Source organism: Vibrio kagoshimensis (assembly GCF_050337535.1).
GTDB lineage: Bacteria > Pseudomonadota > Gammaproteobacteria > Enterobacterales > Vibrionaceae > Vibrio > Vibrio gallaecicus.
In genome coordinates, this window is sequence record NZ_JAKJSZ010000014.1 from 99,507 (window position 1) to 120,204 (window position 20,698).

The window sequence follows — 20,698 nt, forward strand, 5'->3', positions numbered from 1 at the left end:
ATGCAACAAATTAATTATTTACAAGATCAGCTTGGCTTAATGACTTGGCCACTTCTTATCTGCTCTGCATTAACGGCAATGATCATCGCCGAGCGTATCTTTCAAGTTGTGCTCAGCATTGGTGTTGGTAGAAGCGCTATACGTAAAGAATTAAATAATATTTCACCGACAAACAGTAAAGATCTTGAGCAATTAGCCCAAACACTTTCTCCTAAACGCCCACTCCTCTACAAAGGCGTGGCAATGTTACTTGCCCACCACTCATTTTCAAAAAATCTACGTGAAGATGCCGCTGGTATTTGGTTACAAGAAAAACGCCACCAGCTTCATGCGGGCTTAAGGTTACTTGGTTTAATTGGTGTACTAAGCCCACTAATAGGCTTATTAGGTACAGTTCTTGGGCTCATTGAAATGTTTAAAGGTGTGGCGGCCTCAACTGGCAGCATTACTCCAAATGATCTCGCTGATGGCTTAGGGCTCGCAATGAGAACAACAGCTGCTGGGTTAATGATTGCACTTCCTGCCATCGCTGGAGCGCAATTGCTTGGGCTTTGGGCTGATAGAGTTGTCGCAAAGCTAGAGCACACTCTGAACTACGTTAATGTTTGGCTTGAAGGCATGACAATTCAACAGCCACAAACTCTAGAAATCAATTCATATAACCGCTCTAACGGTAACTCTAATAATCGCCAAAACTCATCAGGTGCGGCTAAGCCTAACTCTTCTCCTGATGTAGATAACACCTCAAGTGCGAGCTACTCATGATCAAGGTATCTCAAACTCAATCACCCTCAGGTTTAATGCCCGACTTAACGCCATTATTAGACATCATATTTATCGTAATGGTGTTTCTGCTGCTAACAGCCTCTGTGAAATTAGAGTCGCTTGAAGTCGATTTACCTAGCACAGACACCACTAGTGTGTCAGAAGTCGATAAAAAATCCTTAACCATTAATATTTTAGATCAAGAACCTTACTGGGCAATTGATGGAAAAGAATACATTGATTGGGAAAACTTCAAACTAGCGCTTATTGAAGTCACAACATCAAACAGTAAGCAGCCTATTGTCATTGCCGCAGATAAAACTGCCGATGTGCAAAACCTTGTGAAGTTGTTGTCTTTCCTCCAAGAAAATGGCATTGCCGCCACTCAACTACTCACTGAGAATAACTAACGCCTCACATTTTTATGTGACTCAATTAGATGATATTAACTATGAACAAAGCAACGCTATTTAAATCTACTCTTCAAACTCTAGCCATTACCGCCGGTCTTTTTGGTGCGGTCAATACAGTATCTGCAAACGATTTAGCCAATCAAAGAATCATTAGCGCTGGCAGCGCAGTAACAGAGCTAGTGATTGCACTTGATGCGACAGACAAACTAGTTGCAGTCGATGTAACAAGCCGCTTCCCTGAATCTAACGCACTCCCTAAGATCGGTTACCACCGCCAGCTGTCTGCTGAAGGGCTAATCGCCTTACAGCCTACCGTTATTATTGGCTCAGATGAAATGGGGCCTGATTCAGCTGTATCTCAGTTGAAATCAGCGAATGTTGACGTTCAAATTGTCAATACTGAAGCAAGTATCGACGGCTTACTCGACCGAATTGATCAAATTGCCAACTTAACGGGCAGCCAAAATAAAGCCCAAGCCGTGAAGAAGAATGTTGCGGAACAAGTTAACGCATTAGAAAGCAACCAAGTGACTAAAAAAGATGCAAAAACGGTTCTATTTTTACTATTGCATGAAGGCCGCCCGGCAAATGTGGCAGGTAAAGAGACAACGCCTAATGCCATCATTGAACTTGCTGGCGGTATCAACCCAGCTTCAACATTAACGTCTTTCAAACCATTGTCGATGGAATCTATGGTTGAGATGCAGCCTGATGTGATTCTAGTGAGTGGTCGCAGCTACAAAAAAATGGGGGGAGCAGACGCTATTCTCAAATCACTTCCTATGCTTGCCGCCACTCCCGCTGGTATGAACAAACAGATTATTACAGTAGATGGCAGCGCTTTAGTTGGGGGGCTAGGGTTACGCAGCCTTTCAGAAGCAAAACGCCTTAATGCTCTGATTTACCCTTAAGGTCACACCATGTTACTGAGAAAGATTCCACTTAAAACATCAATGCTGATTTTAATATCAGCATTGAGTTTTATTGCATTGTCATCAATTACTGTTGGTCCGATGAATATCACCATTGCTGACAGTGCATTAAGCCTATTTAATCCAACTAATGATTTGGCACCACACATCAACTTAGTTATTCAAGAAATCCGTCTTCCAAGAACAATTCTTTGTATGTTGATTGGCGCTATTCTGGCTCTATGTGGTGCAGTTATGCAGGGGTTATTTAGGAACCCGCTCGCAGAGCCTGGGATCATTGGTGTTTCAGCCGGAGCTGCTTTAGGTGCTGCTTTAGCTATCGTTCTTTTCTCGCAAGTCTCAATGCAATACCCAAGCTTTATGAATTTTGCGGCAGTACCTGTATTTGCTTTTCTTGGCGGTGCGCTCACCACCATGCTGGTCTATAAACTGGGAACAAGTAAATTCGGCACATCAGTCACCATAATGCTACTTGCAGGTGTTGCAATAAGTGCTTTATCTGGGGCTGGAATTGGCTTTTTGAATTTCATTGCTGATGACCAAATGCTGCGTGATCTTTCATTATGGTCAATGGGGTCACTAGCTGGAGCAAAATGGTCTGGCATTACTTTAGCCGCGATCACACTGCTTGGATTGTTTGCCTTATTTTATCGACATGCTATGTCTTTAAATGCACTTCTTCTTGGTGAGTCTGAAGCTCAACATTTAGGTATCCCAGTTCAAAAGCTGAAACGCCAGCTTATTTTACTAACAGCCGCTGGAGTAGGCATCACTGTAAGCCTTTCGGGAATGATAGGTTTTATTGGGCTAGTCATTCCACATTTGAGCCGTATGCTAGCAGGACCAGATCACCGGACTTTACTTCCTTTATCAGCCATATTAGGTGCCCTACTCTTAACTGTTGCTGATATGTTTTCTCGTGTTGTTCTTGCTCCAGCAGAACTCCCGGTTGGTATTGTTACTGCAATCATTGGTGCGCCTTTCTTCCTCTACCTTCTATTCCAACAAAAAGGGAGAATTTTATAATGCCGGCACCCGCTCTAAGTGCAAAAAACATGAGTATAAAGTTTGGTAGTAAAACTATTCTCGATAATATCTCTATTGATATCCATGCAGGTCAAGTCACCACGTTATTAGGTCCAAATGGAGCTGGGAAAAGCACGCTTCTAAAAGCATTATGCCGAGAGTTATCCAGTAATGCAGATATTGAATATTTTGGTCACAGCATGACGAAATGGTCTCCACAGCGCTTAGCTAAGCACCTCGCTATGCTGCCACAAAATAGTACCCTGACTTTCCCTTTCCTTGTTCATGAGGTCGTTGAACTGGGCGGTATTCCTTTAGGTACATCAAACAAAGAACTAAATGAAATTTCAAAGCAAAAAATGGGAACAGCAGACGTATCTCACTTAAGCAGCAGGCTTTACCCTTCACTTTCTGGAGGCGAAAAACAGAGAGTACATTTAGCAAGAGTGCTCACTCAACTTCATCATGCTGATGAGCAGTGTATATTAATGCTGGATGAACCGACTTCTGCCCTCGATTTAGCTCATCAACATAACACCTTAAAAATTGCGAGAGACTTAGCTGATACAAAAGGAGCGGCTGTGATTGTTGTACTGCATGACCTTAACTTAGCCGCTCAGTATTCAGATAGACTCGTTGTGCTTAAGGATGGAGAATTAGTTTGTGATGGGAGCCCCTGGGAAGCCCTTAAACCACAGATGATTGAAGAAGTTTATGGGTATTCAAGCTTAGTGGAAAAACACCCGACAATGGACTTCCCTCAAGTTCACCCTGCCCATTGAGTTTTAGGAAAGTAAGTAATTGAGTATTATCGAGTTCAAACGAATCTCCCCCAATAATAGAGTCTAAGTAACTTGGTAAATAGAACAGAAATTTCTCAATGCAATACTTACAAAAAAAGCTCCTAGATAGGAGCTTTTTTGTTTAAGCAAATCGTTTATTTGCTCATACGAATAATTGATTTACCAATCAACCATTCTAATTCTTTTCCGCTTGTATCACCAAACTGACTTTCAGTAAGTTTGTATAAACGATCAATACCGTTCGCGGCAAACTCATGAGCATTTTCTGCAGTTACAATGTGGTGGAATAGCAGACGTAAAATTGCAAGGAATTCTGCATCTTCTAGTGCTTTAACCCAACTTGCTGAAAACTCTTCTAGACCATTTTCAAAATCAATATGTTCCATGAACATTTTGAAAATACGACCATCTAGGGCTGCCGTAAAATCCGTTTTCTTTGGGAAGTGGTGGCTGATACCTGTACGAGAAACGCCCGTTTGTTGACTTAATGTCGTGTATGACATTTTGTCGTAACCCAGTCTAAGCAATTGGTCTACAACGGCATCCATGATCTTCTGAATAGTGATCTCAGTATCTTCTTTACTACGCTTTGGCATATTTCAGGCTCTTCTCTCTGTAAATCCATCTAACTTATCAAATGAAGTCAGAATGAAAATCGTTATCAGTATTATGTAAGTAAGGGGCTTTTTCGCAAGTATTCGATGCTAAAAACCTAATAAGCATTCTGTACTGCCAAATTTACAGCAGTGCATCTTTGTGCACTTTACCTAGTTGGCATTAATGCTTACCATAACTCTCTCAGAGGATAATTTTAAATAACCTCTTAGAATATGAAATACTGATCAATAGATTCATTGTATAAATAACTATTAAGCAATAGATAGTCTTATAAAATCATTCGTAACGCAACTAACTGAATGACATCCTGACACACATATGACATTGATTCTCAACGAAATATGACCTAGATCACACTAATTTTCGCCATTTTAAACGTGCATATTCATTCGATCCCTTAACAAACAACATAGCATACCAATGATATTTGGTTCAAAGAAATTTAATTTTTGTAGATACAGTTCAAATTGCTAGATAGAATAACCGTAACTTTTGTAAGAGGATTATTTATGAGTCACGATGCTGAAAACAACAACGATGTATGTGAAGCATGCGGTTGTGCTGGTGAAATTGGCTTTATGATTAGAGAAGGCGATGACGTTGCAACAGTTACTATCTTTGGTGAGTCCAAAGCGCTAATTGAAAGCGAATTTGCTAAGTATCTCGATCTAGCAAAACAAGTGTCTGAAAAAGTTGAATACACGGTTTCTGAACTAACAGAAGAGACTAAAGAGCTGACAGCTCAGTTTCAATTTGAAGTCAGCGCTGAAAAATTAATTTTTGAATTAAAAACACGTTCTCTTTCTCGATAATTGAATTGGTTTTCATTTTAATAAACATAAAGACAAGTACTGGTTACTTGTCTTTTTTCTTTAATTGAACCCATTGTAATGTGCCGTTTAACTCAAACTCTTTTTCAACTTTACACTCAATAAGCACTCCTGACACTTCAAGCACAGCTCCAATGCTATAGGACTTATCATCGTAATAACATAAACGCTGATTCGTATTCGGTTGAGAGACCACAACCGCCGCTTTACCAGGTGTTGCTATCACTCTATTAGCTAACGCCTCGGCAGACGTATAACCACCGAATAGAATTAAAGTCGCGAAACTGAGCGTTACTTTTTTAAGTTGATGAGGTTCAAACGTCATAGGCTCCCTTAAATTTATACTTAACCGATGCGTGTATTTATCGTTATAGTGTAAATGTCACTCAACAAAATAAACAGACTATGCGCCCATTTTTAACACTCCTATTGAGTAGCTTTTTCATAACTTCCCCAGTTTATGCTGAGCCACTGGATAATTACCAGATACTCAATCACCTGGATAATTACGGGAATTTGTACCTGCGCAATAAGCCTTACACTGAGCTGCCTTCTGATTTAGTAGTCAAAGGGAATCTCAATATAGAAAAGACAACGATTAAAAGGTTACCAAAAGGCTTAGAGGTTAAAGGAAGTTTAGATGCTTCAAATAGCTTACTAAATAAAGTTTATGCAGGGACATCAATTCAAGGCTATGCCAATTTACTCGGGACTCAAATTAAAAATTGGCCAAAGGGTGTAAAAGTCGGTGGTTACTTAAACCTTACTGATACGCCCCTCCAAAAATTACCAAACCGCTTAAGAGTAAAAGGGGATTTAAGCGTTATACGTACCCCCTTAACCAATTTGCCCGAGGGTATCATCATTGATGGCAACCTTTATCTTGGCGGGTCTGCAATTAAAGAGTTTCCTGACACAATGACGGTAAAAGGAAATATCTATTTAGGTGGGAATATTATCTCTAAATGGCCAACCAACTTAACCCTAGGTGGTGCCGTTGCCCGATAAGTCATACGTCATATTTATTCGCATCAAAAAAGGAGCTCAACGAGCTCCTTTTAGATATTTAACCAATTAACCAATTAACCAATTAACCAATATTTTTAACTGGATTAGCGTAGCTGTCGATTAAGTATTGATGGGCTCCAAGCGGAATCGCTGATAACTTAGCTTCAAAGTCACTTTGCACTTTATCAGTAATTGAATCATCACCCTTTTTCGCCGCTAACAAGTTTATCGGGAACAACTTATAGTTATTATGTATCTGGCGATCGATTTCTTCAGCTAAAGCATCTGGCGTTTCGAAATCTTGGGAAATTACATCACCAAAACTAACGTGCACACGACCTTTCTTTCCTATGATGCCCTGAATGATACTTTCAATATCTTCAAATTCACCTTTTTCATAAGTACCATGGATATCTTTTTCATATAGCTCTAGCGCCTTAGCAGTATCACAAGGGTCATTCTCATATGAGATAGAAACAGGCACTATTTTTAAAGATTTTGCATACTCTGAAAATGGAACTTTTTGTTTACGACCTTCTACATGGAACATCTTTAATATAGCTGGATCAGTAAAATCATTACCATCCTTTGCTCGCCCTTCCTTCTGTGCAATCCAAATCGAATTGCCCGTTTCAAGAGAATATTTGATATATGAAGATAGCTGACCCAAAGCTTTCATCATTTCTCTTGGGCCTTTCAATGAACGCTTAACAATGAAGCTTTTGTTCAATCTCATCAATTCTGTCGCACAAGGCTTTTTAAGCAGATTATCACCAATCGCAATACGACATGTATTGTGCCCTTGCTGATGCAATGCATAGTTAACCAAGGCAGGATCCATCGCGATATCACGGTGGTTAGAAACAAATAAGTACGCTTGGTTTGAATCTAATACCTCTAAGCCAGAATAAGACACGCCATCAGTGGTATCTGCCAATGTGTCACGCAGGTACTTCTTCACTTCAATTTGAATGGCTTCAACACTTTTGAACTTGCTCCATTTCATTTTCAAGTACACACGTAGAATTGGACTCATTAAAGCCTTAAACCAATTTGCATGATTAGAGAAACGATAGTGCAGAATGGCGTTGATAAATTCTTCGTCATTAATTAAACGGTCAATTGCCGCAGGAATCTCGTCATCACTGTAAGGACGAATATCAAAGTATGGATCAGTTGTGTCGGTCATTTTTCACTACATATAATAAAAAGCTGGCTCATTCTACGCATTGTTGGCACTTCTCGCAGCAACATAAGCCATACTTTGAGCAAGGTCAGACCAGAAATAAAGAAAATAAACGGTCAGTGTTGGCATTTTTGATGAATAGCGGTAATCTTAGCGCCCAAAAACTAAGGTACTATCTATGAACTTTGCTATCGAGTATATCTCGGCTCACTTTTCTCACTTGGTCATTACACCTAGAAAAAAAGTACTTAAACACAGCCTAGTATCTGTTCGTAGTGGATTGGTTTTAGTGAAACTGGGCAAGCAAGAATACGCAGTCGAAAAGAACCAAAGTATCTGGATTCCTTTTGATTGTTTGACCTCTTTAACGTATTTCCCAAATACTGAAATTGAGCAAGTCGATTTTTCTGTTCGCTTAAGTGATGCATTCCCACAACAAGCTGGTTATATCGAACATACGGCACTATCTAAAGCCGTACTTGATAAACTTTCGTCGGATAAACTCTCAGAAGAACATCAAAAAAATCTATTGTCTGTTTTTAAACAAGAAAGCCTTGCCTTTAAACCAACACTGAGTTCAAGCTCATTGACTGAAAAAGTCAATATGTGGAGCTCAGAAGAGCCAACATTGAATCAAGAACAGACTCTAGTAATGATGATGCGTGAAGCTAAAAAGCGCATGCAATCAGGTCAGAAAAAACCAAAGGTGATCGACGATCTTTTTGCTGGAAAGTCTGAAGAATTCAACCTGCTTTCAGTATTAGTATTTGGACACGAGCTATAAGCTTCCTTGGGAAGAAGAGCGAATTAGCAATCATTAAAAAAGCCGTTTGAAATCGATTCAAACGGCTTTTTAATGATTGCTTTTCACGAAGCGTTCTTTAGAACGGAAGTTCTACTTGCATCATCATGTTGGCATCACGTTCATCATGCCAACGATAGTCAAAACGTAACCTAGGTTGACCATTGACCTTATCTCCAAAACCCACACTTAATTGTAAGCCATGATTTAAAAGCCATTCTTGAGTGGTCATATCATTTTTAGTTTCTTCAAGATCTTCTGGCAGCCACATGCCTAAGCCAAAATAGTTTGATGAAATGTTCTGAGTAAGAATTGGAGCATCTTTCGATTTCAGAGCCCAGTCACTCCAATAATCGTCGGTCGACTCAGTATCTTCATCCAACAAACCGCCTAAACTAATGACTTGCTGTTCGACATAATCCCAGCTGTCTGTAAATTCTTGGCAGCCTAGTGCTTCATCTTGATTTAGCATCACAGACTCATCACTAAAAAGATTACAGCTAGCATTTGCGTGCATACAGCTCACAATTAAAAGCAATGCTGTTGTTGTTCTTTTTAGCATAGTCATCAGACCTCTGGATTATAGGGCTTGCATTATCTTATACAGATCACCGTCTTGCAACATCTTTGTAACTGATGAAGTAGTCAGATCTTTGATATCTGTTCCATTAGAAATAGCATTTCGGATATCTGTACTTCGAATATTAACTTTCTCTGGGCAAGCCATCACAGCCCAAGTCTTTGTTATCTCTTCAGCTTTATAAAAAGACGAAAATTTAAAAAAATTATCAGGGCCAATTACAAATGTTATATCGGCATTTGAATATTTTTCTTTAATTTTGTTAAGTACAGCATAGGTCGTGACACTTTCACCGGGCGTATGAAGGCATTTTTCGATATCTGACAACTCTACGTGACTTAATTCGATGTCTTCAATGAAAGCTTCCACCAGCTGACACCGAATATCAAAATCTAACATTTCCTTTCCCCAAGCATGGGCAATACTTGGAACCAGTAGAATTTTGTCAAAATGAGCAAGCGACTCAATAACACTTTTATGCCCTAAACTAGGTGGATTAAATGCACTTCCGAATACCGCTATTTTCAGCATGTTGATCCTGTTCTTCTCTATGAGAGCCTACGCAAATAGGTTTTTTAATCGAGTGATTTAGGTATGATAACACTAGAATTTTAAATTGCTTGCAGGAAAGGAAAACGAATGGAACAGTTGATCCGTGATGAAATGCGTGTGCTTCCGTCTATTGACCCACACTTCGAAATCAACCGACGAGTTGAGTTCATCAAAACAAAATTACAGCAATCAGGTTGTAAGTCTTTAATCCTAGGTATTAGTGGTGGCGTAGATTCCACAACATGTGGTCGACTTGCTCAACTAGCGGTTGATGGCTTAAATGAAGCTTCTGCAACTAATGATTATCAGTTCATTGCCGTTCGCTTGCCTTACGGTGAACAGAAAGATGAAGATGAAGCACAATTGGCTCTATCATTTATTCAGCCTTCACATTCAGTATCAGTCAATATTAAAGCAGGCGTAGATGGTTTGCATGCCGCTTCTCATGTTGCCCTAGAAGGTACAGGCTTATTGCCAACAGATACTGCAAAGCTAGATTTTGTTAAAGGCAACGTAAAAGCACGTGCACGTATGATTGCTCAATACGAGATTGCTGGCTATGTGGGCGGCTTAGTAATTGGTACTGACCATTCTGCAGAGAATATCACTGGATTTTATACAAAACATGGCGATGGTGCTTGTGATCTCGCACCGTTATTCGGCTTGAACAAACGCCAAGTTCGTGAGCTTTCAGCTACGCTGGGCGCCCCTGAGTTACTCGTACATAAGGTTCCAACGGCTGATTTAGAAGAGCTTGACCCGCAAAAAGCGGACGAAGACGCACTAGATCTGACTTACGACCAAATTGACGACTTTTTGGAAGGGAAGGAAGTCCCTGAATACGTAACTGAGCGATTGGTTGCTATTTACAAAGCGACTCAACACAAACGTCAGCCTATTCCGACGATTTACGATTAATTCGTTCTTACGTTTTTCTAAATGAATCTAATTACAAAGGGCAGGTATCTCAACGATATCTGCCCTTTTTTGACAACATATTCTAGCGAACACTTACGAGGTCTATCACAGTCTCAATATTCGCTTTAATCAACAACCTCAATATCAGTTTGAGGGATACAGCAGCATGCTAGTACTTGCCCCATATTTCGTTCATGCTCTTGCAGTGCGGGAACGTCAGGTTGATGTACTTGACCAGATTCCAGAGTTACTTTGCAAGCTCCACAAAAACCCGCCCGGCAACTTGAAGCAATCGCAACACCTGCAGCTTCAGCTTGTTCAAGTAAAGTAGATTGATTATCACCATCGAATAAATAGCCATTTATACTCAATTGAAGTGCTACCACTGGCTCATCTGATGCTTGATTGACTCCAAATGCTTCTTGGTGGTAATGCTGCGGATTTAAGCCAAATTGAATCAGTAATTTTTTAGCGTCTTGCATGAAACCTTCAGGTCCACAAACAAATGCCTGCCTATGATGTACAGTTTCAACCTTAGCGACATGCGACACACTTAGGCGTCCTGATAAACCAGACCACTTTCCAGAAGGTTGAGTCAACGAGATCATCACTTTTAAACCGTTATGTTTAGCTTCAAGTTGCTCTAACTCTTCTCTGTATGGGATGTCTTGCTCTTCCGTACACTGATGGTAGAAAACCACATCATTCACCTGATTATGATCAGATAAGTAACGTAACATCGATAACATAGGAGTGATGCCACTTCCTGCAGAAAGAAGTAATAACGGTCTTGTCGGGTTGTCTTCTAAGAAGAAAGCACCATCAGGGTTTTGGGCGACCAATGAGTCACCCACTTGGAAATGGTCATTTAACCAATTAGAAACCTGTCCATCATCAACACGTTTAACCGATATCGCCAACCGACCAGCGCGTGAAGGGCTAGAAGATAGAGTATAGCGGCGGGAAACAATGCTACCATTTACATTCATTTCAATTGGAAGGTGCTGACCAGGCTGATAATTTGGTACTTCACCTTTTGCTGGCTCAAGCCAAAAGGTTGTAAAGTCTCTTGCGACTTCTTCGCGTTCAACGCAAGTAAGAGTCAAAGAGGCTTTCCATGTATCTTCGTAGAATTCTTTCTCTTTAGTTTCAAGTACTTCTATTTGATCACCGACACAGATCATACCCTCATTTTTAGCCACTAAGTTCTGCCCAAAAAATACGCCACCACGCTCGTTCGCTCTAAAGCTCGACATGGTATTCAAAGGTTCTTTACTTGGTCTAAATTCAGCCGTTTCAACATCAACAGTGGTCAAAATACAGCGTTCACATGCCTTCACCGCTTCAAACTCAACATCACCAATACGAATCCGCTTCCAGCTATCTTCAATAAATGGTTCATCACCAGAGACAACTAAGTTAGTACGAAACTGATCCATTGAGTGCTCTTCAGGGCTACGACGATTAAGCTCATCCAAAGAAGCTTGGCTAATCACCAATAATGGGTAACCGTCTGCAAAGCTGACATTATGACCAATTTTTTCGCGCACTCGATTCGATTGCTCACCAGAGAAAAGCAGCTCAACCCTTTGCCCTAATACTTGGCTGAACCAATCATCTGCATCGTCAGTTGTCGTATAGGCTGTGAAGTTATCTTTCCAAACAATTGCTGGTGTTTCTTGCATTTTGAATTGTTGGTATTTAACCCTTAGTGGCTCTAAACCAGGGAAAGTAAAGATGATGCCATCATGCAATAAGCTCGATTGAACTTTAACCATCACTGGGTATTTTCTTGCCGTTACCATTGCCCCATCAGCTAGAGCTAACATAAAACGACGATCAAAGCTCAAACCTTGCTTTTCTACCCACGATGTTGAAAGAGAGATTCCACCGACAGATTTAACCGGGAAAATGTTAATTTGAGAAAGTGATGACTGCGACATAACGAATCCAATGTTTATTATTTATATGCATGCTAACAAAAGGTTACTAATAGTTAAACTCAGCGATATTTTGATGCGTAAAATGTGAGAACCTTGTGAATATGTCTATTGAGAATATTCACAAATCACTTTACATCAAGTCAGTTGGCTGCAATCTTGTAGATACGACTTCGGCAATTTATGCTCATGAAGAGCAATCATGAAAAAGGAATTATTATGAATAAACTTGTACTTATCATTCTCTGCGTCATTCTTCCCCCACTGGGTGTATTCTTCGCAAAAGGCGTAGGTAAAGATTTACTGATCAACATTGTACTAACGCTATTTTTCTGGGTTCCAGGGATGATCCATGCATTATGGGTGGCAACTCGATAAAATGACCAGTGTAAGCAACGGGCACTGTTAAATGATAAACATCACTCCAACTCTTTAATCTCATTCAGCCCGTAATTAATAAAGCCTCAACCATCATTGAAATAAAAATAGGGTGAAATGAAACCTCTTTTCCTCTATCATCCTGTCGCCTAAACGGAAGCGATTGCTTTCACAGTTTTTGGTTCGTTTAGGCTCCAACTACATAACACTTCAATTGGTGGGAGCATTTCAATGACACAAATTACGATTACTCGTCCTGACGACTGGCACGTTCATCTACGCGATGGTGATGTACTGAAAGATACCGTTCGCGATATCAGCCGTTACAATGGTCGAGCGTTAATCATGCCAAACACCATCCCACCGGTAACCGATACCGAAATGGCTTTAGCTTACCGTGAACGCATCATGGCAGAAAAGCCAAGTGAACAGTTTGAGCCTTTAATGGCACTTTACTTAACAGATAACACGACATCTGAAGAAATCCGTAAAGCAAAAGAATCTGGTGCCGTTGTTGCCGCTAAACTTTACCCGGCAGGCGCTACGACAAACTCTGATTCTGGCGTAACATCAGCTAAGAATATTTATCACGTACTAGAAACGATGCAAGAAGTCGGTATGTTGCTTCTTGTACACGGCGAAGTAACGTCACATGACGTCGATATTTTTGACCGTGAAAAAGAGTTTTTAGACACAGTGCTAGCACCTATTGTTGACGACTTCCCTAACCTGAAGATTGTTTTAGAGCACATTACAACAGCAGATGCGGCTTTCTTCGTTCAAAAAGCAAATGAGAACGTTGCAGCAACGATTACGGCGCACCACTTACTATATAACCGTAACCACATGCTAGTAGGCGGCATTAAACCTCACTTCTACTGCTTGCCAATTCTTAAGCGCAATACCCACCAGCAAGCTCTTATCGCTGTGGCAACAAGTGGCAGTAAGAAATTCTTCCTTGGTACGGATTCTGCGCCCCACGCGAAAGGCATGAAAGAAGCAGCTTGTGGCTGTGCTGGTTCTTATACTGCACACGCAGCTGTTGAACTTTATGCAGAAGTATTTGAACAAGAAGGTAAACTAGAAAACCTAGAAGCCTTTGCTTGTCATAATGGACCGGATTTTTATGGTATCCCTCGCAATTCAGATACCGTAACCTTGGTCAAAGAAGAGTGGAAAGTAGCAGAAACGATGCCTTTCGGTTCTGATATTGTTGTACCGATTCGAGCTGGCGAAACGATCGCTTGGACAGTTAAGTAATTATTTGATTCAGCACCTTTCTCACTGAACTTTAAAAGCTCTCTATTCCATATAGAGAGCTTTTTTATAGATAGCTCTTTCGTCATCTATCATTAAAACCCTCGCCCTTAGTCTCAAACTATTCTATTCAAACAATACCCCATTAGCGATTAACCGCTAAGTCACTCATTTTAATTCGAGAATATGCAAATATTTCGGGTGCCATTCGATTTATTAAGGGTTGTAGACTAAGCTTCAGATATAAGAGCTAAGCGCTCATTCGATCTTATCGAGAGGGTGTACATGGAATTAAATTTAGACATTCGGACGTTGTGCGTTGTCACGGCAATGTTATCCATCGTTTATTTTATAGGGCTAAGTCTTCTTCAAAAAAACCAAGAGCCAATACCAGGATTATTCACTTTAGCGACAGCGATTTTGATGCTGTCTATTGGTTTCTCTTTACTCAGTTTTGGTCCAAGCATCTCAATTTGGTTATCAAAGATCGCAGCAAATACTCTTATTGCTTTCGGCTTCACTTTGATTGTGCATAGTCTATGTCAGTTTCGAATCACATCCTTCATATACTCAAAAATAGCTTTCATTCTTTTACCTCTGGTTGCTATATCTCTTATTTACTACTCATTGTTCGATACTTCCACGACGACGAGAATCGTTATAATTAGCCTGCATGTAGTTATTTGCACAAGTATGAGCGCATACATTACCTTGAAAGGAAAGGCTGATGACCTATCATTAGCTATCTGGCTACTGGCAGGTATTTTCTTCTTTAATGCTTTCTTTATGACCTTACGTATAGGCATTACCGTTTCAGGGTCAGACATCAATAATTTCTTACACGCGGGAAACATCCACCAGCTCGCCTTCTTTATGATGGTGGTATTGATCATTGTGGTTGGGTTTACATTCACTTGGCTTATTAATGCAAGGTTAGTCTCAACCGTTTATAGCTCTTCAATCAAAGATAGTCTAACGCAGCTTTATAACCGCAGAGCGATGGAAGACATCATTCCAAGAGAGTATTCCCGAGCGCAGCGAAACCACTCTGAATTGTCTATTATCATTGCTGACATTGACCATTTTAAAGAAATAAATGATTCTTTAGGTCATCAAATAGGTGATCTAGTATTAATAAGAATTGGGGAGATATTGAGAACTAAACTGCGAAAACAAGATCTTGGGTTTCGCTACGGTGGTGATGAGTTCTTAATTATTTTACCTGAAACGAATACTGAAAATGCAATGATTGTAGCGAATAAAATACGCGAATCTATAGCCAGTTTTTCATTTACTCAGAATCAAACTGTTCCTTGGACCGCTAGCTTTGGTGTTTCTCAATTAAATAAAGATGAGCAATGGTCTTCGCTGATACAAAGAGCTGATGAAGCTCTATATGCTGCGAAAAGCAACGGTAGAAATGCAGTTTATTCCGCCAAAACTCCTTCAGATCTAGGGCCAAATCTAAAAGTGATACAGTAGATTAAAGCCAACTAATACATAAATTAATATGTTTCCCTACCATTTTGTTGGTTCATAAATCAACGACATCAATAACAGTTGCTTAACAATCGACAGCTGACTATGCTCTTGCCTTCAACGTGATCCTATAGAGGCAAGGAAATGCAAAATACCTACACCTACCCAATCGGCAAGCCTGGTCAAAAATGGCAAGAACAAGAACGCAAAGAGTGGTACGAACAAACCACCATTAAACGTGAATATCAAAAAGAAGTAGTGCCAAAAATTTCAGCACTCTCCGAGCAGTTTGATATCGAACAGTATGGCGCCTTGAGCTATGACACCGAGCGTTTTCCGCTATTTGCCATTAAAAGTAAAAATTGGGACAGCAACAAACCAACCGTTCTTGTGACTGGCGGCGTACATGGTTATGAAACCAGCGGTGTTCACGGCGCAATTAAGTTTGCAGAAACTCAAGCGAACAAATACACGCCGTATTTTAATATTGTCATCGCGCCTTGTGTTAGCCCATGGGGCTACGAAGTGATTAACCGCTGGAACCCAAATGCGGTAGATCCAAACCGTTCTTTCTATGAAGGTACACCCGCAGAAGAATCCGCAAACCTACGCGATCTAGTTGCTTCTTTGCCACAAGAAGTTTTAGTACACATTGATCTTCACGAAACTACGGACTCTGATGAAACCGAGTTTAGACCAGCTCTCGCGGCACGTGATGGTATTGAGTACATTAAGGGGATGATTCCAGATGGCTTCTACACGGTAGGCGATACTGAAAACCCGCAACCGGAGTTCCAAGCCGCTATCATTGAATCAGTGGCAAAAGTAACGCACATTGCCCCTGCGGATGAAGAAGGCAAAATCATCGGTTCAGACGTAACACAACATGGCGTTATCAACTACCCAATGAAAAAACTCGGACTATGTGGTGGTGTGACAAACTGTAAATATGGAACTACGACTGAAGTTTACCCTGACAGCGCTAAAGTCACAGACGAAGAATGTAATGACGCTCAAGTAGCAGCAATTCTAGGTGCGCTTGACTATGTACTAGCCAAAACCGCTTAACCACATGGTTTCAGTCGCAATGGCATTAGTGGCACACTGGCTTAATTGATTAATTGATTAATTGATAAGTGTGCCACTTTTTCTGAGCCTGCTTCACTTCAAACAAGCCACCTTTACCATTCAACATTTAAACGACTGTGATCACCCCGCCATAATGTGYAAGTATGATTGTTTATATTCAAATAAATTCAACTACTTAAGTGCACATCATGTTACGAGAAACAATTGCTATTCTAAGTACGGTCAGCTTAACCGTATCTGCAAGCATCAACCTTCCTTCAGGTGAAGACTGGCTAGATCACACAACCAAAGGGCTCGCTCCCTATTGGGTAATGCCGAGTGCTCAAGGTGAGCCAATCGGTAACTTCCCGACTTTCCGCTGTGATGACGGCACACTGCTCAATGTTTCAGATGTCTGCCCTGAATTAAAAAGAGATTGGATTGCACCACATTTTGGAAAAGATTTCACACGAATGAAATCACGGCAAACTTTTGCTTATGGTGTTCTGTACCACCTTACCGGAGACCCTAAAGCCTTAAACCTAGCAAAACAAGGTGCCTACTACATAATTGATGAGCTACAAGACAAGAAGAATGGTGGCTTCATTAGCTATACCCAAAAAGGGAGAGCAGGGCTAGATTGGCAACAACGCACATCGCAAGATCAAGCTTATGCTTTAGTTGGCTTAGCTATGTATTACTACCTAACACAAGACAAAAAGGTCGAGCAGGCACTTATCGATCAGCAAGCTTTCATATTTGAAAAATATCGACTGGAAGATGGTCTTGGTCTCGCTTGGGTTCTGGCTGACAGCAGTGATGGCAGTGCAAAACAGCGAGAGCTGGTCGCTCAATTAGACCAAATTAACGGTTACATGCTATTGATTGCACCGTTACTAGAAGAGCCGATCAAGTCAAAATGGTTTAATGACCTTAACTGGCTAACACAAACCATGGTTGAGCATTATCACTCCAAGAGCGAACAACGCTTTTACGGAGCAATTCACCATAAAGCCGCCATGATGCCAAACGCCAATCATAATGATTTTGGGCACACTATCAAAGCGTACTGGATGACGTATTTAACAGGGCAAACCCTAAAGAATTCTGAATGGTCGACTTTCGGTCTCAAGGGGATGAAACATACTCTCGAGCAAGCGCAATATCAGAAAAGTTTTGCCAGCGTCTCCGGCTACTTTAACGAACAACTTCAGGAAAAATGGAAAGATCAGGATATAACAGGCTGGCAAAGTCGACCTTATAGTCAGTGGAGTTCATCATGGGAATGGGCAGAGCTTGATCAAGCCGCTATGACCGTATCACTCGTTGACGGTTCGATGAAAGAAGTGCTGCAATATACCCTACCAACTTTCCATGATGTATGGGTTGACCATAAGTACGGCGGGGTTGGACTTGAACCCAAACGAACTAAAGCTTTCCATTGGGGCAATGGATACCATCAATTTGAGCATGCCTTAATTGGTTACTTATACTCACAGCAAGTTGAAAAAAAATCGGCAACCTTACACTACGCCAGACCGAAAAACAGCAAAATGCCCGTTGCCCCTTATTATTTTCAAGGTGACGTGATTGATATAGATGTGCAAGAAGATGGAACGCAAAAAGTCCGTTTTGAAAACATTCAACCTTAGCAGCTTGAACGTCAACTAACGCTTAAAAATGGCTTACCTATTGTTCTAAATATAAAGTTAGCAATAGGTAAGTTGTGAGTATCGCCAGTTACCCAGAACTAAAACAAGTGGATTAAAAACAGTAAATAAGCACTATAGATGAATACAAAATAAGACTGATATTCACACCTTATATTTGTCTACCCCCGACGACTGTTCTCGACATTCCCTAGCCAGTGAAAACTATAGTTGCAGATTTGTTATTGGCATATGCTAATAACAAATCTTACAATAACCACCTCATTCGCATTTGCTAGGAGCTACCATGATCTACGCGGTCCCTTCTCAGAACCTTCACGTTGGCAACCATTTTTCTCGCTCACCACAAATCATCATTATGGATGACCGACAACAGGTCAGGCATATTATTCCTTGGAACGAATCGGATAACTCATGCAATAAAAAGAATCGATGGATGGCGATCATTGGTACTTATCATGTAAAGGCTGTTGTTGTCCGCCATATTGGTAAAAAAATGCTAGGCCACCTGTTCGATAAGGAAGTCAAAGTCTTTGCCTCTCCTGCAAAAGCGTTAATTACCGCATTAGACTTAAAGAACCTGCCAGAAATTCGAGACACAGAGTACGGCCGAGAATCACGTAATAATCATCGTTGCGGCAGCAAAAGAGGACCGACTTCAGCTCTTTCCACCACTTCCACTCTTTCCAGATCGCAGCCGCATAAACTAGGGGTAATCAAAAGGGTTTACCAATGACATTCTTATTCACTCTCCTGAGTTTTATCGCCGTAATAACGTTGATGTCGATAGGTATCATTTTTTCACGCCCCCCCATCAAAGGGAGTTGTGGCGGGTTAGCTCAATTAGATATCAAGAAAGAATGCAATTGCGTAGATATGTGTGTGGAACACAGCCGAGTACTCTACCAAATCAAAGAGCCCTATCAGGACTCTTGAATCACTAGTGCATGACCATGAACAATGCAGGTTGCTACTTTAGCTCGTGCACGTTTAATTATGTTACCGAACGTTTGGCGGGACACCTGCATTTGCATTGCGGCTTCAAGCTGACTCAGCCCTTCAACATCAGCCAAGCGTAATGCTTCCAGCTCTTCTAAATGAAGGTCTTCATGATGGAGTTCCTCTCGAGGAATTCCATTAGGCTTGAAACAAGAATAAGCAGCACGTGTACATAGCACTCGATGTTTTTTTGGTCGAGCCATATCAATTTCCTACTGTGTAAAGGCAAATATGAATATCTCTACTCCCTACAACCATCAACAATGCCAAGTATGCTGCCACAATTTTTTTACTCACAGCCCTATAAACTTTGACATCATAGGTGAACGAGAGATCCTCGCGAAGATTGTACCAACAGATAAAGTGGAGGGCTACGATGGGATTATGCAGGGAGGAATTGTAACCACGTTACATGACTGTGCAATGCTGCACTGCTTATTCAGTCATGATATCCACGCGATGACCGTTAGCTTAGCCTCTAGATTCCATAGCCCGATATACATTGGCAAGCCAATAGAAATCCGAGCGAAGTGGGTAAAAAGCAAACGTAATATTCATTTTTTACAAAGCCAGATAGTCCAACACGGAAGAATATGTTCATCGGCACAAAGTCAATTCATGTCATAAAGCCTATCTAAGCCTGAAACCCACACAGAAAATCGATTAATACCACTAGGGCAGTCAACGAAGATGTCACAAATTATTTATATTTAATTTTACACAACTTGATTGCGCGCAACTTTACATGCAAGGAAAGTGGTTATTCTAGCGTCAATATAAAGGAATAGAGGAAAGATCTTATGGTGATTTTTATTACAGGTTTATTGTTATTTTTAGGTGTTCATTCAATATCTATCATTAATGAAGATTTCAGAACGAGAATGGTTGAAAAATACAAGATTGGGTGGAAGTTGATCTACTCAATCATATCTCTTGTGGGAATTGTGTTTATTGCAAAAGGCTATGCATCACTTAGACTCGAGCCTGTACTGCTTTATACACTGCCATACTGGGTAAGGCATCTCACCTATTTATTGATGCTTCCTGTAATGGTGTTATTCGTTGTTCCTTACTTACCAGGTAAAATAAAGCAAGTAACGAAACACCCTCAACTTATCGCTGTAAAATTATGGGCATTCAGTCATTTACTCGTTAATGGCATGATGGCTGACGTGATACTTTTTGGATCTTTTTTAATCTGGGCAATCATTGCACGAGTGTCGTTCAATAAAAGAGAAACTCGCCCTCTACCGAGTCTTAAACCAAGTAAAATGAATGACATCATTGCGATCATTCTTGGCGTAGCATTAACTATTACCTTCGTGCTGTATTTGCACAGCAAGCTAATTGGCATGCCATTAGTCGTGTGATTCGACTGCTTTAAATGTTGACTCTTATCAATGACAGTTATATGCCATTCATCATGATAAAATTGATAACCAATTGAAATACTTAATCAATTAGTAATCAAAAT

The 20,698-nt window shown here is 40.6% G+C and carries 25 protein-coding genes; 18 read left to right on the plus strand and 7 right to left on the minus strand.

Translation table 11 applies throughout. From position 1 onward, the window contains the following. The 5 genes from L4C37_RS14640 to L4C37_RS14660 are packed head-to-tail and all read left to right on the plus strand — an operon-like array spanning position 1 to position 3,918. Positions 1–765, plus strand: coding sequence for a MotA/TolQ/ExbB proton channel family protein (locus L4C37_RS14640; protein ID WP_137372053.1), 765 nt, complete (start codon positions 1–3; stop codon positions 763–765). Continuing rightward, complete coding sequence (locus L4C37_RS14645; RefSeq protein ID WP_137372052.1) at positions 762–1,175, plus strand: ExbD/TolR family protein; 414 nt, start codon at positions 762–764, stop codon at positions 1,173–1,175. Before L4C37_RS14640 ends, L4C37_RS14645 begins: the two co-directional genes overlap by 4 nt. A gap of 41 nt (positions 1,176–1,216) precedes the next feature. Next, the gene (locus L4C37_RS14650; RefSeq protein ID WP_137372051.1) at positions 1,217–2,089 is read left to right on the plus strand and encodes a heme/hemin ABC transporter substrate-binding protein; all 873 of its coding nucleotides are present in this window, start codon (positions 1,217–1,219) and stop codon (positions 2,087–2,089) included. A 9-nt stretch (positions 2,090–2,098) separates the two neighbouring features. Continuing rightward, positions 2,099–3,136 (plus strand): FecCD family ABC transporter permease, encoded by a 1,038-nt coding sequence (locus L4C37_RS14655; RefSeq protein ID WP_429769012.1) that lies wholly within the window; start codon positions 2,099–2,101, stop codon positions 3,134–3,136. Next, positions 3,136–3,918: a heme ABC transporter ATP-binding protein gene (locus L4C37_RS14660; RefSeq protein WP_429769013.1), complete on the plus strand. Its 783-nt coding sequence runs from the start codon at positions 3,136–3,138 to the stop codon at positions 3,916–3,918. Before L4C37_RS14655 ends, L4C37_RS14660 begins: the two co-directional genes overlap by 1 nt. Positions 3,919–4,073: 155 nt before the next feature. Here the strand turns inward: L4C37_RS14660 and L4C37_RS14665 are convergent, their stop codons facing one another. Then, a complete protein-coding gene (locus tag L4C37_RS14665; protein WP_137372048.1) occupies positions 4,074–4,535 on the minus strand; it encodes a TetR/AcrR family transcriptional regulator in 462 nt (153 codons plus the stop codon). Between the two features lie 531 nt (positions 4,536–5,066). Here L4C37_RS14665 and L4C37_RS14670 point away from each other — a divergent pair. Then, entirely contained in the window at positions 5,067–5,369 is a 303-nt protein-coding gene (locus tag L4C37_RS14670) for a YfcZ/YiiS family protein (RefSeq protein ID WP_137372047.1), read from the plus strand. 43 nt (positions 5,370–5,412) lie between these two features. Here L4C37_RS14670 and L4C37_RS14675 read toward each other — a convergent pair whose 3' ends face one another. After that, positions 5,413–5,712 (minus strand): DUF1496 domain-containing protein, encoded by a 300-nt coding sequence (locus tag L4C37_RS14675; protein ID WP_137372046.1) that lies wholly within the window; start codon positions 5,710–5,712, stop codon positions 5,413–5,415. 80 nt (positions 5,713–5,792) lie between these two features. On the opposite strand from L4C37_RS14675, the gene L4C37_RS14680 reads away from it, so the two are divergent. Next, a complete protein-coding gene (locus tag L4C37_RS14680; RefSeq protein WP_429769014.1) occupies positions 5,793–6,395 on the plus strand; it encodes a hypothetical protein in 603 nt (200 codons plus the stop codon). An 82-nt stretch (positions 6,396–6,477) separates the two neighbouring features. Here L4C37_RS14680 and L4C37_RS14685 read toward each other — a convergent pair whose 3' ends face one another. Further along, complete coding sequence (locus L4C37_RS14685; protein ID WP_429769015.1) at positions 6,478–7,584, minus strand: 1-acyl-sn-glycerol-3-phosphate acyltransferase; 1,107 nt, start codon at positions 7,582–7,584, stop codon at positions 6,478–6,480. Between the two features lie 175 nt (positions 7,585–7,759). On the opposite strand from L4C37_RS14685, the gene L4C37_RS14690 reads away from it, so the two are divergent. Further along, on the plus strand, positions 7,760–8,365 hold the full coding sequence (locus L4C37_RS14690; protein ID WP_429769016.1) for an AraC family transcriptional regulator: 606 nt from the start codon (positions 7,760–7,762) through the stop codon (positions 8,363–8,365). 97 nt (positions 8,366–8,462) lie between these two features. Here the strand turns inward: L4C37_RS14690 and L4C37_RS14695 are convergent, their stop codons facing one another. Together L4C37_RS14695 and L4C37_RS14700 are read right to left on the minus strand one after the other, a co-directional pair. Continuing rightward, positions 8,463–8,951 carry a hypothetical protein gene (locus L4C37_RS14695; protein ID WP_137372042.1) on the minus strand — a complete coding sequence of 163 codons (489 nt, stop codon included), beginning with the start codon at positions 8,949–8,951 and terminating at the stop codon, positions 8,463–8,465. A gap of 12 nt (positions 8,952–8,963) precedes the next feature. Then, positions 8,964–9,494 carry a nicotinate-nicotinamide nucleotide adenylyltransferase gene (locus L4C37_RS14700; protein WP_429769017.1) on the minus strand — a complete coding sequence of 177 codons (531 nt, stop codon included), beginning with the start codon at positions 9,492–9,494 and terminating at the stop codon, positions 8,964–8,966. Between the two features lie 108 nt (positions 9,495–9,602). Between L4C37_RS14700 and nadE the strand changes: the two genes are divergently transcribed. Continuing rightward, positions 9,603–10,433 (plus strand): NAD(+) synthase, encoded by an 831-nt coding sequence (gene nadE, locus L4C37_RS14705; RefSeq protein WP_137372040.1) that lies wholly within the window; start codon positions 9,603–9,605, stop codon positions 10,431–10,433. Positions 10,434–10,558: 125 nt separating this feature from the next. Here nadE and L4C37_RS14710 read toward each other — a convergent pair whose 3' ends face one another. Continuing rightward, positions 10,559–12,376, minus strand: a complete 1,818-nt coding sequence (locus tag L4C37_RS14710) for an MOSC N-terminal beta barrel domain-containing protein (protein WP_429769018.1) — start codon at positions 12,374–12,376, stop codon at positions 10,559–10,561. Between the two features lie 216 nt (positions 12,377–12,592). Here L4C37_RS14710 and L4C37_RS14715 point away from each other — a divergent pair, with 216 nt between their 5' ends. The 7 genes from L4C37_RS14715 (at position 12,593) to nqrM (ending at position 19,161) form a co-directional block, all read left to right on the plus strand. After that, positions 12,593–12,751: a YqaE/Pmp3 family membrane protein gene (locus L4C37_RS14715; protein ID WP_137372038.1), complete on the plus strand. Its 159-nt coding sequence runs from the start codon at positions 12,593–12,595 to the stop codon at positions 12,749–12,751. A 231-nt stretch (positions 12,752–12,982) separates the two neighbouring features. Then, a complete protein-coding gene (gene pyrC, locus L4C37_RS14720) occupies positions 12,983–14,011 on the plus strand; it encodes a dihydroorotase (RefSeq protein ID WP_273294016.1) in 1,029 nt (342 codons plus the stop codon). Between the two features lie 282 nt (positions 14,012–14,293). Then, on the plus strand, positions 14,294–15,490 hold the full coding sequence (locus L4C37_RS14725) for a GGDEF domain-containing protein (RefSeq protein WP_273296489.1): 1,197 nt from the start codon (positions 14,294–14,296) through the stop codon (positions 15,488–15,490). 141 nt (positions 15,491–15,631) lie between these two features. Next, on the plus strand, positions 15,632–16,555 hold the full coding sequence (locus L4C37_RS14730) for a M14 family metallopeptidase (protein ID WP_429769019.1): 924 nt from the start codon (positions 15,632–15,634) through the stop codon (positions 16,553–16,555). A gap of 209 nt (positions 16,556–16,764) precedes the next feature. After that, on the plus strand, positions 16,765–18,207 hold the full coding sequence (locus L4C37_RS14735) for an AGE family epimerase/isomerase (RefSeq protein ID WP_137372034.1): 1,443 nt from the start codon (positions 16,765–16,767) through the stop codon (positions 18,205–18,207). Between the two features lie 304 nt (positions 18,208–18,511). Beyond that, positions 18,512–18,961, plus strand: a complete 450-nt coding sequence (locus L4C37_RS14740) for a NifB/NifX family molybdenum-iron cluster-binding protein (RefSeq protein ID WP_137372033.1) — start codon at positions 18,512–18,514, stop codon at positions 18,959–18,961. Next, entirely contained in the window at positions 18,958–19,161 is a 204-nt protein-coding gene (gene nqrM / locus L4C37_RS14745) for a (Na+)-NQR maturation NqrM (RefSeq protein ID WP_429769020.1), read from the plus strand. Before L4C37_RS14740 ends, nqrM begins: the two co-directional genes overlap by 4 nt. Here the strand turns inward: nqrM and L4C37_RS14750 are convergent. Beyond that, positions 19,149–19,427, minus strand: a complete 279-nt coding sequence (locus L4C37_RS14750) for a DUF134 domain-containing protein (protein WP_137372031.1) — start codon at positions 19,425–19,427, stop codon at positions 19,149–19,151. The genes nqrM and L4C37_RS14750 overlap by 13 nt on opposite strands. Positions 19,428–19,455: 28 nt before the next feature. On the opposite strand from L4C37_RS14750, the gene L4C37_RS14755 reads away from it, so the two are divergent. Then, on the plus strand, positions 19,456–19,851 hold the full coding sequence (locus L4C37_RS14755) for a PaaI family thioesterase (RefSeq protein ID WP_429769021.1): 396 nt from the start codon (positions 19,456–19,458) through the stop codon (positions 19,849–19,851). 173 nt (positions 19,852–20,024) lie between these two features. After that, positions 20,025–20,594, plus strand: coding sequence for an NnrU family protein (locus L4C37_RS14760; RefSeq protein WP_273296496.1), 570 nt, complete (start codon positions 20,025–20,027; stop codon positions 20,592–20,594). The last annotated feature ends 104 nt before the right edge of the window (positions 20,595–20,698 follow it).